General features: G+C 37.8%; 15 protein-coding genes and 2 pseudogenes. 4 read left to right on the top strand and 13 right to left on the bottom strand.

From position 1 onward, the window contains the following. Positions 1–170: 170 nt before the first annotated feature. The 8 genes from J4856_RS01615 to J4856_RS01580 all read right to left on the bottom strand — a co-directional run bounded on the left by J4856_RS01615 (position 171) and on the right by J4856_RS01580 (position 8,626). Positions 171–1,409 (bottom strand): ISL3 family transposase, encoded by a 1,239-nt coding sequence (locus J4856_RS01615; protein ID WP_211817816.1) that lies wholly within the window; start codon positions 1,407–1,409, stop codon positions 171–173. A 656-nt stretch (positions 1,410–2,065) separates the two neighbouring features. Beyond that, complete coding sequence (locus J4856_RS01610; RefSeq protein WP_242403126.1) at positions 2,066–2,878, bottom strand: hypothetical protein; 813 nt, start codon at positions 2,876–2,878, stop codon at positions 2,066–2,068. A gap of 38 nt (positions 2,879–2,916) precedes the next feature. Continuing rightward, positions 2,917–3,510 carry a hypothetical protein gene (locus J4856_RS01605; RefSeq protein ID WP_025839660.1) on the bottom strand — a complete coding sequence of 198 codons (594 nt, stop codon included), beginning with the start codon at positions 3,508–3,510 and terminating at the stop codon, positions 2,917–2,919. A 313-nt stretch (positions 3,511–3,823) separates the two neighbouring features. Beyond that, positions 3,824–4,885, bottom strand: a complete 1,062-nt coding sequence (locus J4856_RS01600; RefSeq protein WP_025839659.1) for a relaxase/mobilization nuclease domain-containing protein — start codon at positions 4,883–4,885, stop codon at positions 3,824–3,826. Further along, on the bottom strand, positions 4,869–5,300 hold the full coding sequence (locus J4856_RS01595) for a plasmid mobilization protein (RefSeq protein ID WP_007135880.1): 432 nt from the start codon (positions 5,298–5,300) through the stop codon (positions 4,869–4,871). The genes J4856_RS01600 and J4856_RS01595 overlap by 17 nt, the downstream gene beginning before the upstream one ends. Positions 5,301–5,662: 362 nt before the next feature. Then, entirely contained in the window at positions 5,663–6,130 is a 468-nt protein-coding gene (locus tag J4856_RS01590) for a DUF3408 domain-containing protein (protein WP_007135879.1), read from the bottom strand. A gap of 4 nt (positions 6,131–6,134) precedes the next feature. Further along, positions 6,135–7,142, bottom strand: coding sequence for a toprim domain-containing protein (locus J4856_RS01585; protein ID WP_025839658.1), 1,008 nt, complete (start codon positions 7,140–7,142; stop codon positions 6,135–6,137). 209 nt (positions 7,143–7,351) lie between these two features. After that, a complete protein-coding gene (locus J4856_RS01580; protein WP_025839657.1) occupies positions 7,352–8,626 on the bottom strand; it encodes a virulence-associated E family protein in 1,275 nt (424 codons plus the stop codon). 630 nt (positions 8,627–9,256) lie between these two features. Here J4856_RS01580 and J4856_RS01575 point away from each other — a divergent pair. The 4 genes and pseudogenes from J4856_RS01575 to J4856_RS13430 all read left to right on the top strand — a co-directional run bounded on the left by J4856_RS01575 (position 9,257) and on the right by J4856_RS13430 (position 11,255). Next, positions 9,257–9,544, top strand: a complete 288-nt coding sequence (locus J4856_RS01575) for a helix-turn-helix domain-containing protein (protein WP_025839656.1) — start codon at positions 9,257–9,259, stop codon at positions 9,542–9,544. 2 nt (positions 9,545–9,546) lie between these two features. Further along, positions 9,547–9,837 (top strand): helix-turn-helix domain-containing protein, encoded by a 291-nt coding sequence (locus J4856_RS01570; protein WP_006045711.1) that lies wholly within the window; start codon positions 9,547–9,549, stop codon positions 9,835–9,837. Positions 9,838–9,961: 124 nt separating this feature from the next. Continuing rightward, a pseudogene (locus J4856_RS01565) lies at positions 9,962–10,354 on the top strand (ThiF family adenylyltransferase); the annotation flags it as partial. 133 nt (positions 10,355–10,487) lie between these two features. Further along, positions 10,488–11,255, top strand: a pseudogene (locus J4856_RS13430) (transposase family protein). A gap of 220 nt (positions 11,256–11,475) precedes the next feature. Here the strand turns inward: J4856_RS13430 and J4856_RS01555 are convergent. Genes J4856_RS01555 through J4856_RS01535 form a run of 5 tightly spaced genes read right to left on the bottom strand, consistent with a single transcriptional unit; the run spans position 11,476 to position 20,357 of the window. Next, a complete protein-coding gene (locus tag J4856_RS01555; protein WP_007135871.1) occupies positions 11,476–13,830 on the bottom strand; it encodes an AIPR family protein in 2,355 nt (784 codons plus the stop codon). Position 13,831: 1 nt separating this feature from the next. Further along, positions 13,832–14,836 (bottom strand): PD-(D/E)XK motif protein, encoded by a 1,005-nt coding sequence (locus J4856_RS01550; protein ID WP_025839654.1) that lies wholly within the window; start codon positions 14,834–14,836, stop codon positions 13,832–13,834. After that, positions 14,826–17,606, bottom strand: a complete 2,781-nt coding sequence (locus tag J4856_RS01545) for a Z1 domain-containing protein (protein WP_025839653.1) — start codon at positions 17,604–17,606, stop codon at positions 14,826–14,828. The genes J4856_RS01550 and J4856_RS01545 overlap by 11 nt, the downstream gene beginning before the upstream one ends. A gap of 2 nt (positions 17,607–17,608) precedes the next feature. Next, positions 17,609–19,081 (bottom strand): ATP-binding protein, encoded by a 1,473-nt coding sequence (locus J4856_RS01540; protein ID WP_007135868.1) that lies wholly within the window; start codon positions 19,079–19,081, stop codon positions 17,609–17,611. Further along, complete coding sequence (locus tag J4856_RS01535; protein WP_007135867.1) at positions 19,047–20,357, bottom strand: DNA cytosine methyltransferase; 1,311 nt, start codon at positions 20,355–20,357, stop codon at positions 19,047–19,049. The genes J4856_RS01540 and J4856_RS01535 overlap by 35 nt, the downstream gene beginning before the upstream one ends. Positions 20,358–20,364 lie beyond the last annotated feature (7 nt).

The following is a 20,364-nucleotide window of genomic DNA, read 5'->3' as shown; positions in this document are numbered from 1 at the left end:
GAAGTTAGGCATCCGGAAATTAGGCAGTTCAAAAATACTGTCGTATCTTTGCAACACCAAGAGAAGATGCGATGGTTTATACCACCAGCAAATTAAAAATCAGGCTGGGCATCGAGCCCAGCCTGATTTTACCAAGAGAAAGACTGCTCCGGTTTGCCCATCAGCATTCCTCATGCTCCTAAAGAAATGAAGCCAATGACACAGTTCAGATGACGTACCCTATCATGCAGTGCATATAGTCTTAATTTGAAGTATTCTTCATTTCTGAACCCATATATCTGTCTTTTCAAAACCTTTATTTTGTTGTTAATTCCTTCTATAGTTCCGTTTGTTATATAATGGTCATACCATGCTAATATATATGTCTTGTATGCTCTAATAGTTGACGCCATTTTCATTAATGGCTGTATTTTGGATTCTATAGCTTGCTTTACCCATTCATCCAACACAGCTTTAGCCTTTTGCTTACTACACTGATTCCATATTTCCTTAAGATCTTCTTTGAGATAATAGGCAATCATTAGCGGACGGTTTAGGCTTAGGGCGTTCTCCAGTCTATTTCTGTGTGCATGATCAAAAATATCATTTCCATTTCTAAGCAACAACCAACGTGTTCCTTTGATTACTTTACGCTTGTTGACGTCCTTTTCCACATGCCATAACTGTCTTCTTAGCAAGTCCAGCTTTTCGTTCATAAGCTTGGTTACATGAAAGTGGTCTACTACAAGTGCTGCATTGGGAAGATGCTCACTTACAGATCTTGTATATGCTGCAGAAAGGTCTGTACACACTGCTTGTATATGTTCTTTGTCCTTGCCGAGACGGTCCCAGAAACCATCAAGGGCATTCTTCCCATTGCCATCACCGACATAAACAATATGACCATTATCCAAATCTACAACTATGGTCTTATATACATGCCCCTTATGAGTGGCAAACTCATCAATGGAAATACGCCTTAAAGTAGAAAGGTCTGGGTTGGAGTAATTCGACTGCAGAAACTCCATCTGTATATTACGCACTACATCCCAAGATACCTGAAGAAACCATGATATGTCCTGGATTGTAGCAAAGCGAGACAAGTCAAGCACCATATTCGCAAAGGCTATTGTGTGCCGGCGTTTCCCTTTCGCAAAGGCGACGTTTTCTTGTTTGATACAGCCACAGTCGTGACATTGAATACGCTGTACACGCATGTCTATATAAGTCTTGCTCAAACCTATAGGAACACTTACAAAGCGACGAATATGACTGCCGTTACGATTAATATTATGACTCCCACATACAGGACAGCAAAGTTTTTCCTTTGGAGTTTGGATTTCTAAAACTAAGTTATTACCTTCGTAGCGCAGATTCTGACAATCTTGTTGGGAGACGCCTAAGGCGTTTTGCATTATGCTGGTATTCATGTTCTTGAAGTTTGGTCACTACAAAGATACATAATACCAGCTTTTTATATATAACTAATCAGAGATATCTATCCATTTAACGGAAGAACCGAAAAAGAGACTTAATAACAGCCTAAATTAGTATTTTCAACTACTACTGTAACCAAAAGACTATCAAACAATTACAAGACCGTAAAGTAAAAGATGCCTAATTGGACTTCAAAAGGGCGTTAGTTAGACCTCAAAAGGGCATCTTTTGCCTTGCAAGATAATATCTAAAATACAACTTGTTGAAAATAAAGAAGTTACCTTATCGCATAAGCCAAACAGGTAACGATTTGGAAACGAGCGGGCTACTCGGCTTCGCTGTTTTCTGCCTAACAAAGAACGCTTGTTATTCTGTTTACAAAGATAATACTTTGTTTCCGAATAACAAGCGTTTTTAAGGATAAAAAGCAAGCAGGTATGCCAAAATGTAAATATCTTTTTGATATTCTTATAGCTTAAAACAAACCAATATGAAAAGACCATTTCAATAACCGCTTTTGAGAAAAAGAAATGGTCTTTATTTGATTTCAGAAGAATTCTACTTATAGTTTGATAAGTACAAAGTTATAGATTTACTTTTTAGCACATCTTCATAATAAAGAGCCTAACTATAACTTATTGTAAATCTGTTATTGGTCTTTTTTTTTAGAGTTTGATTTGTATAAACTATTTGTTATTACTCCTCTAAAAATGTCTTCATTGAGAAATTCTAATGTTCTATTAAGTTCTGATACATTATGAGTAGGAAGGATAAGTTTTCCCTCATTATTAATCTGGGCTTTTATACCATATTTCTTTAAGAGACTTTTTTTTGTCCGAAGGGATTTACCTATAAATGTTGAGACATTTGTTGTAGATGATAATACTTTGATTAGTCTTCTGGTCTTAACATTTGCAATATCTTTAATACGGACAGCATTAGCTTCTAAGTTTTCATTTTCTCCAAAAGAATCAATTTCTCCATTAGTTGCTTCAGTCACAAAATCTAGTAAAGGAAAAATCTGATTGGCACTTGTGTAACTCTGAAAATAAAACTTTCCATCTTCATATATGGCATTAACTTTTTCTTCAATTACAAACGCCTTTTCTTGCATTTTTGCAAAAGAATTCCCGTATTCAACTTTCAAGACAGTTTTACGCTTTAATATGTTTCTTTTGTTAAATACTTGAAAAAGGTATCTCCCTTCTTCATACCAGAAAATACTTTTAGGAATATCTTCCTCTATATTATATTCAGACATATCTGCTTGATTGTCAGGTATTCTACTGAAGTCGTCTGGCAAGAAGAAATTTACATAAGTAATGTTTTCTCCTTTTCTTGCCATTATATCTCCATTAAATTCATCTTCTTCCATTTCCGCAGTTTTCAACCTCGCTGCACCACTGATAAAAATATTTCTAATATCATTAACCACATCCTCATTGAGTGAAATATACTTCACTGTGTTGTCTGACATTAAAGCGTAAAATTGGCTCATATTTATTCTTTGTCTTTAATGATTAATCCCATATAATCTGTTATATCTGTATATGACTTTATCTCTTTTCTATTTCTAATACATTTTTTTGAAAGTAGTATATATGTATTCTCTTTAGTATGCACCTCATAATAGCGATAGCCTAATATTGAACAAATTATATTATAGTTACTGTTATTGTAACTAGTTATTGCTATAAGACAGCCTTGTAGTACAATGCTAAAAAATAAAATTTTAAAATCTAAATTATCAGCAAAAACCGTGAGCCATGGAATTACTGATGACAGAACTTGTTCCACTCCATTTTGCGACATATTTGTATAAGAAGTAACTGTTATAGTCTTTCCCTCTTTTGGACGCTTACCTTTATGTTTAAGATAGAGTGATACTCCTATTATGCAGAACAACATAAATAGTAGGCTACCATTAATAGCCAACCATTCAAAGCTATTAAGATACGTTTTGTCTGAGAAAAAATTCCTCCATACATTACAATAACTTTCATAATTTTTCACAATGCCAGTTAATGCCAATGAGAAGAAAGTTGGTGCAGTTACAGTAATTGTAAATAATATTTTTGAAAATTTTACTGCCATACATCTATTCTCTTTTATTTCATTAAGAAGATCACATATCTGTAAGTAAGACATATGAATACTATATTCCTGTTTTTATAATATAGTTTCCTAAGAGGTCTATAGCTAATTTTTAATCTAATAAGTCCTCAAATCCTTATAAATCTTTGTTTTATTCAAGAACATTCTGCATTCATAAGTTAGATTAGAAAAGCTGTTTTCTGCCTAATAAAGAACACTTGTTATTCTGTCTGCAAAGATAATACTTTATTAACGAATAACAAGCGTTTTTGATGAGATATTCTTTATTCTGCACTTTTGTATGCTGCTATGTTTATATTCCTCTTCCACGTTTCCTCTTTCTGTTAGCTTGGTTTCTGAGTTTGCGCTGCCACGCTGTTTCAGCATAGTCATTGCCCTGTGTGGATGGTGTAATCAAATCGCCCAAGCCTTCCACAACTTCATCAGCTGCGCCAACAATGGTGTCTGCCACTGCACCAATGGAATCTTGCACTCGTGGGGTGTCATTGTCTCGTGAAATTGAGGAACGGCTTGGAGGTACGAGTTGATAACCTGTATCAGGGCGTTCTTTCCTTTCTGTCGGCTCTTGTACTGTTAGATGTGGTTTCTTTGGCTCTTCCTTGTTGGTTGTTTCAAAGTTCTTCTGCAAGGAACGGTAGCCGAATTCCCTGCCGATTTCGGAAGCTTTGAATGATTCTCCTGCGTATGAGAACTTCAAGCCACAGACCTTGCCTTGCTTGTTCTTCATGCGCTCTATGGCGATGCCGTTTTTGTTCAATTCATAAAGGAACATGGAATGCCCTGTGATGCCTGTGCCTTTGTACTTATCAAGCAAGGCATAGCAAATCTTCTGCACCTGCTGCTTCGTCTGCTCTCTTATTGGACTGGCTTTTGTCTTTTGGTGTCTCCTTTCTGCCTTGACCTCCTTTGCGATAGTCAAGTTTTTCTCCCTGCTTATTTCCTCCGCCACTCTCGCTGCCCTGTTGCTCACAAAAGTAGTATCATAGACCTCTCCGTAAAGGCTGATGCGGTTGGCGATGATGTGAATGTGTCTGTTGTCGGTGTCCTTGTGCGTTACCGCCACCCATTGATGGTTGTCAAGTCCCATTCGCTTGGCAAACAGATGGGCTATTCTCATAAGCTCGGATACAGGCAGTCTTTTCTCGTCTTGTGGTGCGATGCCTATTTCAATGCGGAGGAACTTGTTCCTGCAACGGCTGTTATAGTCACTGACCACTTTCATTTCCTCATAGATAGTCTTTGGCTCCCTGCTGCAAAGGTTGTGGAAGGCAAGCCGACTGCCAAGTTTACCCTCTCTGAAAATATAGTCTAAAGCCGTGCTGCCATGCGCTATCGCCTTACATTTTCCTATCATCTCTTGTTAGATTTAAGACCTTATATATCTCATCGTTCACATGAAAATGGGGGTCGTAAAATCGCTTAAATGCCTCTTTGGCACATAGCGAGAGGTTCTTTGTGATATGTAACCAATCCTCGTTCTTGACCTTGATGAGGTTAGAAATCTGCCCGTAGAACCTTCCTGTATGCTGAAGTATGGCAATGGCTTCCCTTTCATTTTCGGTCATCTTGGGAACGGCTGCCACCTCTCCATTTAGGAGTATCTCACGGCAGTAATCGGAAAACTTACGTCCCGTACTTTCTGCCTTTGACTTAATACGCTGCTTTTCTTCTAAGGTGCATCTTACCTTAATGAACTCTGTCTTATTCATCCGCTGTTCTTCCTTATCCTTTGGCTGCCATCGGGCAGCTTTTCCTTTGTATCTATTCATATAAGTTTCCTTTGAAAGTTAATCATTATAGATAATTTGTTGTTGCTTAATTTCTGAATGCTGACCGATGAGAACGTAGTGATTACGGTCTTATCTCCCCGATAGTCTGACGAGGGGAGCAAGTGCAGTTTGTGGGTACAAACTGACGTCTTGCAATATCAGTTAAAATGCCGATAACACCTAAGGGTGTTGCCCCTACCGAAAGTGAATGCACGACATTCCGTGTTTAACTGCGTTCGTGGTATTCCCACCGTTCAGGCATTGGACTAATAATTATGGTTTTATTTCTTTTGGGGAAGAGTCGAGGGTTTCAAGGAAAAGGGAGGACCTTTCCAAGAAAAGCCCTCGCTCCTTTTTCGTGCTTATAGCTTTCTCCACTTCTCTATATCCTCGTGGTATTCCTCCAAATGACTGCGGACGAGGTTCTCCACGAAACTTGAAAGGTTGCTGCCCCTGTCACCCAATCTTCGCACGATGAGGTCTGCACGTTCCTGTGTTTCCTTACTCAGATAGACAGCCTTTCTATTACTGAGTTTGGCAGGTAAAAGATAGGCTTGCTTGTAGGCTTCAAGCGTTTCCTTTCTCATTTTGGCACTGATGCGTTTCTTAACGGGTGCATTCTCTGGCAGCCTTGCTTGTTCAGTTTCGTGTGAAAACTCGGTACACCGTGATACCTCTGTGTTCTGTAATGGCTCGACATCCTCTGATGGCTTACCACTCCTTGTCATCTTTGTGTGCTGCTGGCTACTTCTTCCGAGCAGTTCTTCTTCGTTACCACCTAAATAATATGAAAGGTCATACTCTACCTCTGTTGTTTTCTTCTTTTCCATTTTTCTATCTCATTTTATGTTTAACTTGTTTTACCTTTATAGAGTTGCTTTGCATTTGCTGCATCACCTGTGATAGTTTCTTCTGTTGCTCACGTACCCTATGTACGTGATATTCGTTGAGGTCTTTGAAGTTCCTGTAATGCACTGACATATCCTCGACCTTGAAACCAGCCCTGATGAAATCATTGGTTGCCCTCTTTCCTGCATCATCATTGTCAAGGAAGGCACGGATATGGGTTAGGTGTCGGTCGTTCAGATAGCGGATAGCCCTTGCAACATTGCTTACGGAGTTCATCACGAGGCAGACACTCATTACTCCTTCTTTCATTGAAAGGAGAGAAAGGAAATCCATAAATCCCTCGAACACGCATACAGGCTGTATCTTATCAGCGTCCTTGTCTCTCAACTTGTCTATGAATATCGGAGTAATGTCCTTCGGGGCAATCGTTCCCTTGAAGGAACCATTGTCCCGAAGCTCATAGCCTCCCGATTGATTGGCAAAGCCGATGGCTTGATAGTGCAGCCCTCTTACCTCATAGCTGATACAACGCAGAAAGGGCATCGCCTTTTCCATGTTGATGCAGCGTTCCTCCATGAGGTATTTCTGCAAATGGGACGGCAAGGTGTCTGATATACCTGTCAATCTCCTTGCTCCTTTTGCAGATGCTGCTTGTCTGATACTTTCCAGCTTGGAAGTTTCTTGTACACACTCTCTTTGAGGACTACACGCAGTATAATCGGGAGTGTTCCGTCCTAAGTGTCGGATGGCTTCCAGTAGCGTGCAGCCTTCCAACCTCATACAAAGGTCAATAATACTTCCGCCCTTGCTTTCGGCATAGTCTATCCAGAGGTTCTTCTCTGTGTCCACCTTGAAGCTCGGATGCGTGTCTTCACGAAATGGTGAACGGTAGAGAGCATAGGCAGGTGTGCTGCGCACTGGTTTGATACCTTTCCTCTCAAGATACTCCACTATGGGGTATCTCTTGATGCGTGATAAATCTTCTTCTTTCATTGTCGTATTGTTTTATTGGTTAAACATTTTTCCATTCTGATTTTTATATCGGATTATATTTTGATTATACTGATAGGGCAAACTTCATTGATGCTTTTTCGTTTCCTAAAGTTTTTCCACAGCAAACTTTTTCTTACTACATACTATTTTGTAATAAGTGGTTGATTATCAGTATCTAATTGTAGTATATAACAATACTACTCATACTACTACATCAGGCTACTACAACTGTTAAGCAGGGGACATGGCAGAATTTTCCTAATCTTATACACATAGACAGGACTACTGCCTTCACGCCTCTTGCTTACCTTTTCAAAGCCAGCCCTTTTGAGTGCTTCGCCCATACGTTTGAGTGTCAAAGGTTGATGCGTATAAACACCTAAATAAGCGAGTATTTCGGTAGTGGTCATGTAAGTACAATGAGGATTGTCCTCTGTTGGCTTTTCAAAACAGCGTAATAGTAATTCCATTTCTGCGGTCTGTACTTGGAAGTCCTCACTCTCCTTGTAGAGTTCCGTGATTTCTTCATCGTTAAACCAATATCGAAAGCCTGCGTTTAGCAAGGCTTTCGCTTCGGTATAGACGGCATCCATAGAAATTTCCTTTGCTCGTTCAATATCAATGGCAAGCACCTCAAAGGGCAGAAATCGTCTGCTTCCTGTCGGGTCTGTCAAAAAATCATTGCCGTTTACCGATGCTACAAAACTCGCCAAGTGTGGGTGTTCCTCCACATACTTGTCGTAGGGCATACGGTATTTGACCATCGGGCAGGTGATGAGGTTCTTCAGCTCGTTCTCGTCACGTTTGTTAAGGGCTTTGAGCTGATCGTCGATGTTCACGATAAGGTTCTGACCGATATAGGTGAGTGTGTCCTTCTCCTGCGGATATATCTTGCCTGTGTAGCTGTAACCTTTAAGCGCGGGCGGACAAAGCAAATCAAGAAAGGTAGTCTTGAACTTTCCTTGTTCTCCTGTCAGTACAAGACAAGTATGGTTACGGCACTCACGGTCGTCTATAGCGTTGGCAACTACTGCAACAAGCCATTTGATAAGGTATGGCAGCCACTTTTCAGAGTTGCGGACGATAACGCACGATGCAAGATTGGCGATGGCGCATTGGTTTATCTCTATCTTGTACAGCACTTCTGAAGCATCAACCGTTGGCAAAGTCTTGAAATACTCCTGTATGGGATTGATACGGGGAGAAAAGCTGCTTTCAATGATGGAATAGAGATTATCAGCGGAAGTAATAATACCTTTCTCGCTATCAAGTTCCCTGCGAAAGGTATTGATGTCATAACGGCTGACCTTACTATACACATTGGCATATTGGGGAGAAAACTCTGTTCTGCCAAGTACAGTGTTGAACCTGAAGTCATAATGGGTGGAGAAGTAGCTTTCTATCTCCTTGTTTTTGGAAGTTTGCCTACTATGCTTCGGCTTATCTTCTGTGCGTATATTGCTATTGTCTGCGCATTTCTTCATAATCGTCCTAAAATGATTTCTGAAAGTGAAGTTAAGGAAGATAATTTTGATAGCCAAGCATTCTCGGTGTGCTTGCATAATGTTGCACAGACTTGCTATAAATTTCCTTGTAGGAAATCATCAAACATCTTAGTTTTTAGTGGATTAAATGGAGAAATCAAAGGGTAAAAGGAAATGATACAAGTACCAATAATTGATTGGCTTTGTAACAAACCACATTCAAATGCGGTATTCTGCACATTTGGGTAGTGAGCTATAAGTAAAGGAATAACAAAGAACGGATAAGGCAAAAATAACTACCTATTTAAACAAAAAGCAATCCACAAAAAGATGTAAGCAAAAATTAAGAGCTTATCTCTATGTTCTCAGAAATCTTAGAACAAGGCAGAATACTTATGTCAAATGGTAGGTTGTATCTTTAATTCTATTGGCAGTGAAAGAAGAAAAGTGGGTGTTTCAGTGTTGATAACGACAAGAAATGAGGAAGAAATTTTCATCGTGTTTCCTTTGTTTTCCCTGCTGTTCCTTAGTGCTTTGAGCATAAGGATACTATCCCTACTTTTGCATCGTGCTGGGGCGCAGAACGCTGCAACACAAGAAAACAGTAACAACAAACAAAACAATAGAAGTATGGGGTATTTAATAATTACAGACCAGAACTGGCAGAAACTAAGGGACGAGATATTAAGTCTTGCCGACTGCTGCCACAAGGCATTTGGAGAGAAGTGTAAGCACACAGATTGGCTGCACAATGGTGATGTGTGCAGGTTACTTAACATCAGCAAGCGCACCTTGCAGCACTACCGTGATACGGGCGTGCTGCCGTTTACACAAATCGAACACAAGTGCTATTATAGGCGTGAGGACGTGGAGCGGTTGTTGCAGACAAAATCAGAGAAAACCAAGAACAATAAATAAAGATGGAAACAGTAAGAGATTTGAACATGGATTCGGACGAGATGCAGGTGGTGCTGTCCGCCATAAGAAGTGTGAGCAAACGGATAAAGGATGTAGCAGAGACATACAAGCCTCTCTTTGGCGGTGAGCATTTCCTCACAGGTAAGGAGGTGTGTGAACGGCTATATATCAGTCCTCGAACATTACAGGATTATAGGGACAAAGGGATTATACCCTATACGCAGTTTGCGGGGAAGATACTCTATAAGGTTTCAGATTTGGAGAGGCTACTAGAGGAAAATTATAACACATAACAATTTTAGCACACCTCTATTTGTTATAAAATCTAAAAAAAACTGTTTCATCTTCTTTTTACACTTTTGTGTAATGTATTTCTTGATATACACTTCTAATTTCGCAAAAAATAAATTATCAGTTATGGAAGAAAGATATAGTAGAAACAGACTCTATGTGAGTGAAAACGAACAAAGCATCATCAAGGATTATAAGATATTCCTTGGTGGTGCTGGTATCGGTAGTATCGTGGCAGAATGTGCTTTAAGATTAGGTTTTGAACATATCACCATTGTTGATGGTGATAAGGTAGAAAAGACTAACTTAAATAGACAAAACTACACGGGAAATGACATCGGTAGGTATAAAGCTGAGTGCTTGGCAGAACGATTGTTAAGTATAAACCCTAATGCACATATAACCGTACATACCGAGTTCTTAACGTCAGATAATATCGAAGCATTGATTGCCAATCACAATGTTGCTATCAATGCTTTAGATTTTAAGGACGAAACTCCTTTTGTCTTTGATAAAATCCCTTATTTCCGCAGCGTTTTTGCTTGCAAGAAAAGCAAGTGCATGATACATAAAAGTATTCAAACACTTGCGTATGTCAGAAAATTCACTTATCTTAGTGCTACTAAACATATAAAATAATCAACCAACTGACATGACAAAAGTAGCAATAAAATCTGACAAAATAACCTCTTTGGGTGGAATTTTTCACGTAATGGATGTTTTTTCCAAACTTGGACTCAATCAAATTATTGACTCCTCGCTTGGTCAGCGTGGCAGTACAAGTACGGCATTCCAATATAGTGATATTATTTCATCGCTGTTTTATAGCTATTTATGTGGTGCTGATTGCTTGGAAGATATTAACACGCTCGTTGCTCAGTTTTCATTATCTCCCAAATGTACACTTCCTGGGGCAGACACTGTTGGTCGTGGTTTAAAAGAACTTAAGGAAGCAAATGTGGTTTACGCTTGTGATAAATTCAAGCACGCTTATAAGTACAATAAGGCTGAGAAATTAAACCAACTTCTTCTGACGATGGTTAAGCATCTTGGTTTGACACACTAAGGAAGCAGCGTTGATTTAGACTTTGACCACCAGTTTATTCCTGCGCACAAATACGATGCAACATATTCTTATAAAAGTGATTACGGTTACTTTCCTGGCTGGGTACACCTGCCTTTCTCCTTTCTTGAGCAGAACACCTTCTTTATGCTCGTTACAGCAATGTTGAAGAACTTCTACCTTTTTCTCATTGATAAATTGTCTCAACAAATAGAACCTCTAAAGAAAAGCAGTCGTTTGAAGAAGTTCATATTACACTTTATCAACGTACCTGCCAAATGGATTAAGACAGGAAGGAGATACGTCTTAAACCTATACACACCCAAAAAGTATTATATCAAGATTTTTAAAGAATAGCTTCAAACTCTTTGCTGAATTTTATCTTCCCTATTCCCTATGGGTAAGGGAACTTGTGTCCAATAACCCAACCTATTTGAGGTAAGTTGAGCAAAAAATGACAAATCGACCTTTCTCGTAGGGTTAAATGAGACGCAAGCAAGTTTTGAAACAAACAAGGAAATTGTTTGCGGAAATAAGGTTATTTGTTAATGTTCGTTTATTATTAAGCATATAGTCCTTATTCTGTAAACCCTCTTTTTTTGAGAGTTATATAGTTCATATACATTCCTCTTTTCATTCTTTCACCCAATGGACGTTTCCCATTGGCTATCTCATCCATAACTTTCCATTGCCAATCTTTGAGGACACGACGTCTGCGATCCCACTCAACCATTTTTTGAACCAACTCAATTGTGATATTATCGTTATCATAATCAGTTGAGGAAGCATGACTTGCACTATGTGCTTTATCGTCTTCGGAAGTAAGCTTATCTGCCTCAAACAACAATTCGATATTCTTCTCACAAACGATATTATAAATATTTATGGCTTTTCTTCTATCTGAATCAGTAAACTTATGATTAAACTTCAACTTATGAGCCGTTTCTTGAGCAGCAGACTGATAATTGATAGACAAACAATCAGTTTCTTTTCCCCATTCAGCAATTTTTCTCCACAATGAAAATGGAATAGATTCTATAATTTCCATATCATGAGCTACATCTTCATCGTTCTTATCAGGATTCAGCGAAAAACCTTTTCTGACTGGAGTTGAAGAATTTATGAGATCAGACTTTATATCATTCAAATCATAAGACCAAGTGTATGCCTTAACCTTCTCCCAGCATTCTTCTTTTTTTGACCACTCGATATAATGTGAAACAGGTGATTCATTGAGAATGAATTCATTAATCTGTTTCATTAGCTCATAAATGAAATCAGAAAGTGCGTTAGAAAGGCATTGGTTCTTCCAAATCTTATAGAGGTTTAGCTTTCCCTTCGTTATGGTAGTTAATAAAGAAATAGCATAAGGAACAACTACTTGTTTCAACTCACCAATATTATTTCCAGATACTTTGGTACCATATCTTTTATCGGCAGTTCTGAATAATATCGTTTTGGCAATGGCATCTTCATAATAGATGCTATTGAAGTTTTTAATACTTTCAGGTAAGTTATTATTTATGAACTTACTGTAGTTCTTTTCGTTACCACGTACCACGATAAACGGACCGATTGCAATCTTTTTCCCATCATACACTTCTTCGTATGCGTTTATATATTTGGCAAGTTCTACCTTCGTAATAACCTGCTTCTTGGGATATTTCAAGTCAAAGGCAGTTTGGCGAGATTTGGTAAACCCCTCCTTTTGACGAAGATTTTTATATTGGCCTCTTGCTCTTTCAAAGAACCAATATGTCTGGATGTTTGAATCTTCTGTTATTGGTGTCATGATGTATCGTGATAACTTCTCAAACGCAATAAGATGGGCATTATTGGCTGTAAAATCAGCCTCATTCACCTTGTTTTGTGTATTTGCATATCGAGAAATGCGTGATACAATATCGGCAAATTCTTCTGCTCTTTTGATCACCGAGATTTTAGCTTGAACAAAAATTCCAGAGATGTCAGCCTTATCCTTTTTCCATGTATGGTAGATAGATGCAGTTGTTTGACCGCCATTTACAATCTGTAAATTAGAAATCTTGACAATGTTTCTGCCTATAGAATCTAATTCGATGTGATTAGCAGTAGCCGCTAATCCATTATTGAAGGCCAAGAACATATGTGACTCTTTTTTAATTGTATCTCTGATACCTTTGTTAATTTTTCCCGTAAATTGGAGGAAAGAACGAACATTTTGTTCCAATAATCTGGCACCAAACCTTTCATATAAATTGGCCAAACATATTCCAGGTATAATAGCTACATATGCTTGATAGTCTGGGTTTTCAGAAGCTGCTGATAAACATGGGACAGTATAGCCTTCCTCCATAAAATTAATCTCAATAGGCACGCGTGACTCTACTGTAACTTGGTAAAGATAGCGAAGGTCAATCACCCGGAAGAATACTTTATATCCACAGATTTCTATATTAGCAGGAATTTCCCCTTTATATTCTCCATTAGTTAGGATAAAGGCATTAACTCTCACCAAATTCTCTTTTAATTCTTCATATGAAGATAGAGTATTTGCGAACTCAAATATTTCAGATGATTCTGCAACTTCATTTGCATAATCACCATATACAGCCTTTCTGAAGAAATTAATAATTCTGGTAGCAGCTCTATCAATTTCAGCTTTAGGAGTTGAATATATGCTTTCTTCACACCCAAAAATAGAAATAAATAAGTCAACAGTTTCATAATTATCAGCTATTGCATAGCCATTAATTTTATGTTGCTTTTTTGTTCCTAAGTCTTTTTCATCAAAAGCTACTGTTGCATTTTCAGTTTCTCCAGCTTCTGACAATACATCAAGAACATATCTAGTAAATGTTTGCTCTTGATTATCGCCATCTTCATTAGATAGTTGGCGGGTTGCAATCTCTTGAATGAGAGATAGATAATATTTATTTATGTCAGTATTCATGTCACTTTATGGTATTAAATAAAACACCTTCAGGAACTAAATGTTCATCGCACATGCCGATAGAAATAACATAAACGACATTACTAACTCCGTTTCTAAGATCATTCTCCATGATTCTTGGAAAATCAGCTAATACTTTATAGTACTTTTCGCTCCTTTTTTTATAAAAACGCTCAGCATATAAGAATTCATGACAAGATATGTACTTCGCTTCAATGAGCTTTTCTTCGAAGATACATAGTGCAGGTACATTGCCACTGAGAAGGGCCTTTATTTCTGACACAATCATAGGCAAACTTTCTCCATTAGTTTTGGATACTTCTAAAACTAAATGATAAACAAATAAATGAGCGACAAGTGAATTATCAAGTTGTCGTTCTCCGTTTATAGTTATGAATTGAGCATTATTGGTAGATGTTGTTTTTACTTCAACTGCCCAATTATCGCCTTGAAAGTCCTTATTTGTTTTCTCAACTCCAGTCCACAATTGTAAAGTAGAAACATAGGTATCATTTGAACTTCTATTTAACAATTTTCTAAGGAAAACCAATTCTCCGTATAAACCTTGCTGTTCTTCTTTTGATAATCCTTCGAATTTAATTTTTCCGAACAAATCCTTCCATCTATGTAGTTGATTTACAACTTCTTGAGCCATTTCTTTTGTAGAAGATAGTGGTTTTAAAGTAGTTATTAAATCTTCACACAATGCGGCGAAAACTCTTTGGTTTTCATTTCTCATCAGTTGAACATGGAGCATCTTTTGTCCTGGCATTGAAGCATCCAAAAGCTGCCTAATTCTTAATTCGCTCAAATTGCTTAAAGACGAAATATCAATCTTGAATTCTTTCGAGAAAGAGACCGCTATCCCAACTATATCATCGGGATAGCTATATGTGGCATATACTTGTATTGGTAATGATGCGTCATACAGTTTCTTCACAACCCCTATAGTTGCAAGGCTTTTTAATGAGCTCCACAACTCTATAATATGATATTTATTCTCCATACTCATTGTCGTTTTCATTATCGAAATTGTCTTCAATATCGGCATATTCTCCTACCATATTCACTTTATAATTTACAGCTATAGATGTATCTGTTGCAGGAAACGAAATAGCAAACCCTACAAAAGGATCATCACCTACTGTAAACACGATTGAACCTTCAACGGGCACATTATTCTTCATAACGTTGGCACCAATAGGATTTAATGGATATATAATTAGAAGTGGTTGAGCTTTGGGTCTGAAATTACTACGTACAACTAATGGCTTGGGATATGCCTTTGCCCAAGTTTTACCACTTTTAATAGCCTCTTGCTTTGTTGCTTCAAGAGCTTCATTTAGCACATTCTTATCTAAATCCACAAATTCATCGGCTTGATTACCTACTATATGATTCTTTCGAATAAAGTAAGTTTTGTAATCGGTATCAATAGCTCTATTACGATAGAAACAATTAACTTTATATTTGTTACAGAAACAATATTCCTTATTCGGTCCACTACCAGCCGTTTTGTTCATTAGAACTACGCTCCAATTCGTTAATTCGCCATATCCTTGTAACTCATTAATATACTTAACTATCAACTCAAGATTTACCTTTTTGAGAGATTCTGCAACAGTAAATTCATTGAAATAATCAGAGATTTGGTTTGCTGGAACGTTCTTCCAAAGATAGTCTCCGTCTTTGATTAGCGGCTCACCTAAACCAGATAGAAGCTCTTCGGTTGCAACAAGGTTTCTATTCTTTAATCCCTTGTCAATTGGCAATTGATACGTTTCAATGAGGCGAGAAGCCCATGATACTTGAATTTCTTTGGTATTTCTCATTTTATTAAGAGCTGTAATCTGCAGGCATCCAGGATGCGTACGCACCTTAAGGGCATACTTATCAGGAGTACTTCTCGATTCTGCAAGGTAGTTGAACTCATCACGCAACTCAGCACTAGCAACAGCTATGTGTCGATACCATTCATTAAGTTCCGCACTTGTAAATAATCTGCATAAATCAACATATCCAGGACGATAACCAAACCATCTGCCCATCTGCATTAATGTGTCATACATTTTAGATGCACGTAGGAAATAGCTTATTGAAAGACCTTCCAAAGTTAGACCTCGAGATAGTTTGTCTCCGCCTATAGCAATTACAGAAACCCCATTTTTAGAACTCAGTTGATAATCAAGAATATCACCTGAAGATCCGTTAATGGATTTCACTTCAATTTTCTGAACAACTTTGAAAAGCAAAGGCTTAATATCTTCCCACTGGTGGACTTGCAAGCAATGATCAATATTGGAAAGCGACGAATTTTTAATTTTATTGGTTGTTTCAGTATAGTCATTCTCTAGCAAATCTTGAAATTCACTGAGCACAGATGAATCGTTTGCTTCTATCTCTTGCTTATAATAAGAAAACTGCTGAGCGACCAATTCTTTAATCTTATTTTGCCATAGCTGATAGCGAGAAACGTGGATAAGCATAGAGTTATGCTTGTTTTCTTGGCCTCTTGCTATACGTATAGCGCATGTCAATATAAAGCTCTTAATAGCCGTCTTTAATGACTCTGGTATATCTGTAAATGTTGGCTTGGGATCATTCTTTTTGTGCCCCTCTGGTATGAAAGTCAGATAATCGCTAATAGGAACCACAATTGGCAACAAGTCTTCTTCATCCTCAACATCCATACTTGTCCCAAATACTTTTTCAGGACCAATATAATTAGTTGGTGCAGGTAGATTGATAATGAAGTCACGTGGAAACAGATCTGATTCGTCTTGTGCTATAAATATATTAGCAAAAGGGGTGGCTGTATATCCAACATAGGCAGACCTATTGAATTGTCCAATCAGCGTTCTAATAGCTTTATTAATTGCTGTTGGGTCTAAATCCTTATCTTTCTTTGTATTGATTGAAGCATTATCCGCTTCATCATCAACCAGTAGCAACGATTTATTGGCAATCTTGTGACCCCCAGCTTGAGCTTTTAGCCAAGTGTTCAAGCGCTTTAATACTGATGCGTTCTTTTTTACAACCAAAATTATAGGTTGCGGTGCATTGAAGTTGAAGCCAGCTGTATTTGCTGCCCTACTATTGAAATCGCCAGAATCCAAACTTGTGGTATAGGAATTAGCTATAGCGGAATCAAAACCAGGAATCAGTCCCACACCGATTTTGGTAGTATTATTGATATTATATGCTCGTTCGTATTGGGTATCAAATCCTAAAAAGCCCTCATCTATTCTACTTTGAGTTTGGCTTCTCAGATTATTCAATATGCCAGCTAGTACAACGATAAAATTGAAGCCAGCATCAGCAGCTTTGCAAATTAAGCCTGTGTAATTAGCTGTTTTACCAGATTGAACTTGACCTACAACTAACCCTTTTTTATCAATTGTGATATTGGTCAGCTGTGGATTAAACAAATTATCTAAAATGCGGTCACTCATATCATCTAATTTTTGAATGACAAGTGGAGCAAAGCCTTTTTGTTCAGACAGATATTGTTTATATCTCACCCAAAAGTCCCAAGTAGATTTGCGTTCAGCTTTGAAATCTCTAAGCCAAGGTTGTCTTCTTTCATTTCCTTCTAGAATTTGAAAATCCTGAATTCTTACTCCATACAAGGATAATAATTCGTTTTTTACTTGCGCAATATCCATATTGGGAAAGATTAGTGATACCCTTGCTATAGCATCATTAATCTGATCGTCTGTTACAACAGCATTTGGTCCGATTAGGACTCGGCACATATTAATAATTTGATTCTGCATAGCTATAAATTTTCGATTAAATCCTCAAAGAGATTAAATGGTTCTACTGTTTTTAGATATGCTTTGGCTTGTTCAGATGTCTTTCCCATTTTAATTTGGTTATCATACACCATCCGCATCATATCTGTTATGATTGAAGGATTGATACCTGTAAAAGGTTCAAGTTGAGACTCTTCACCTTTTGCTTCATTGATATAAATAGTCTTAGTTGGTAACGTTTCCTCAATAAAACTAAGGAGAGTGTTAATAGCCTTCTCTGGGTTATCATGAGCCATACTTTTAATTTGCTGAATCATATCATGTTCACGATTAACCACAAAAGACCATTTGTTATCTTTTTTCTTCTCGCACCATAGAGGTTGGAAAGATGTACCAGCTTTCTGCTTCAGAATCTTTCCTCTATGTCGATAGACTTCACAGCCAATTGATCTTACAGCTTTAGCGTAAGATTCAAGTTGACTTCTATTTTGCATTGGAGGATAGGCTCTTGATTTTTTAATATCAATCTGCCATTCAGTGTCCAATGTATTAGGTAAATCTATCTTAATTCGCACTAATTTATAGTGTTCTTCCTTTCTAAATAGTCCAAGCCAATCACCTGCTAAAAGTAATCTTTTTCCTCTATACACATAGAATCCCTGCTGAGCTGCCCATCCATTTATACCTTCGGCTTTAGTATAGGCTACTTCGCTAGAGAAAGCACTTTTATGAGGCAAAACATACCCCTTGACAGATATTCCACCAATAATATTCTCGGTGGGTCTTATCTGCGTCTTTGGTTCATCTTCACAGAATGGATTCCAAGGCTCTATCTCATGTTCACACCAGAAAATCTTCACAACTTTTTCTTCAATAAAACGGTGAAAAGTCATTGAAATGTGTCGTTTCACCTTATCTAATTGTGAAGAAAATTTAGCCTTTGAGTTAATATCAATCTCACTTGTTTCTGGGTTAATGATTCGGTCTAAACCTGACCATACAACCAAAGTGCCATGAGAAACATCATCAAGAGCATTTATATATTCATCAGGAATCCATTGAAGAAGTTCCCATTGGTTTGTTTTTGCAACATAGTCTAAGTCCCAAGTCCAATAAACGGGCTTGTAATCAGCCTTTTTGCTATATACGGTAAGTCTTCTACATTGAGAGAATGAGGCGGTTTTCAGTCCCAAACCAAATCGACCTAAATCACTTTTTGAACGTTCTTCCAAAGGATTTTGAGAACCCGGTCTCATAGCTTCAATCAGTTCTTGGTGGTTCATTCCAATACCGTCATCTTTAATAGTTATAATGGATTGGCCACCTTTCCAGATTCTTGAAATCCAGATATTATTCGCTCCAGCTGATATAGAGTTATCTAATATATCAGCCATTGCTGTTTCCAAACTATAGCCCATAGCTCGAAAAGTCTCAACCATAGACGCAGCAGCAGGTGTAGCATTAGCGGTTTTGAGTTCTTCGTAATTCATCTTCATGAGCTAATATCTTTTTTATCTCTAAAGCAATCTTCTCTGCAAGTACTACAGGGACAGCGTTACCAATTTGTTTAAATGCGGCAGAGCGACTTCCTTCAAAGAAGTAGTCATCTGGGAATGATTGTATTCTTGCAGCTTCACGTATTGTAATAGAGCGTACATTATCCGTAGTTGGATTAGGAGTTGGATATATGTAATAATGTCCATCCATAGCGATATGCGCTACAACGGTGTGACATACCCCGTTAGGATCTACCACACAAAACCTATTTAAGAATGTCTGCGTATTTTTATGTTTTTGTAGTGAAGGGTCAAGCTTATCATACCGTAAACGTTTCCCTTCATTCCATTGTTCAACCGCTTGCTTATAGATTTCTCTGTCTGTAGGATTGTTAGGACGTGCAATGTGCTGAGTGGTAAAGCTCAAGACTCCTCTAATTCCTGATTTTTTAAGGTATTCCATATCGTTTAAAGGCTTTGTGTAATGAACAATTCCACAAAGTGTACCTTCACCAGCTTTGATTATAGGCAAATCACAAAACAAATCCCTCATTATTTTGTATGGTATTTGCTCTTCAAGAAGGTACGGATAGTGATACGAGGTATCTTCTTGTGTGTCTCTTTTATTTTGCCAACCAACAATAATGACCCTATGACGTTTTTGTAAAACGCCATGCTGTGATGCTATCTGTTCACGAAAATCTATATTGTAATCCAACTCACGCACCAATCGAATAAGATCCCTAAATGGCTCTCCACCTTTAGCAGTAAGAATTCCCAAAACATTTTCAAATACAAACATTTTGGGCTTATAGCGCTTAAGGAACGCTACATAGAATTTATATAAGTCATTACGAGGGTCTTCTTCTATTTTCTTTCCTAATCTGGCACGGCCAGCGACAGAATATGCTTGGCACGGTGGACCTCCAATTATCATATCAACGGGCGTCCCATTACAAAGCTTGTCAACTCTTTCAAAAAGGCTTGGCAATGTTTCTTTCCCTATAGCTTCTTGAATTACAGAGTCAATCACAGATTTAGGAACTTTATTCCAAAGCCAACTTCCATCTGTCTTTTCCTTCTTATTTTTGAGGTATTCTTCGTATATTTCAAGTTTTCCGTTCTCCTTTAAATAATGAAATGCTGCACGAGTTTTCAATGAATCACAAGCATAGTGATCCATCTCAATATGTGCTATGGGTTCATAACCAGCTCTGATAAAACCTTCTGATAGCCCACCAGCACCTGCAAACAAATCTATAAATCTGTACTTCATACGTTAA

It is taken from the genome of Prevotella scopos JCM 17725, from assembly GCF_018127785.1.
Taxonomy (GTDB): Bacteria; Bacteroidota; Bacteroidia; order Bacteroidales; family Bacteroidaceae; genus Prevotella; species Prevotella scopos.
Note: the sequence above shows the minus strand (reverse complement) of the source record. Positions and strands in the feature narration are given on the sequence as shown.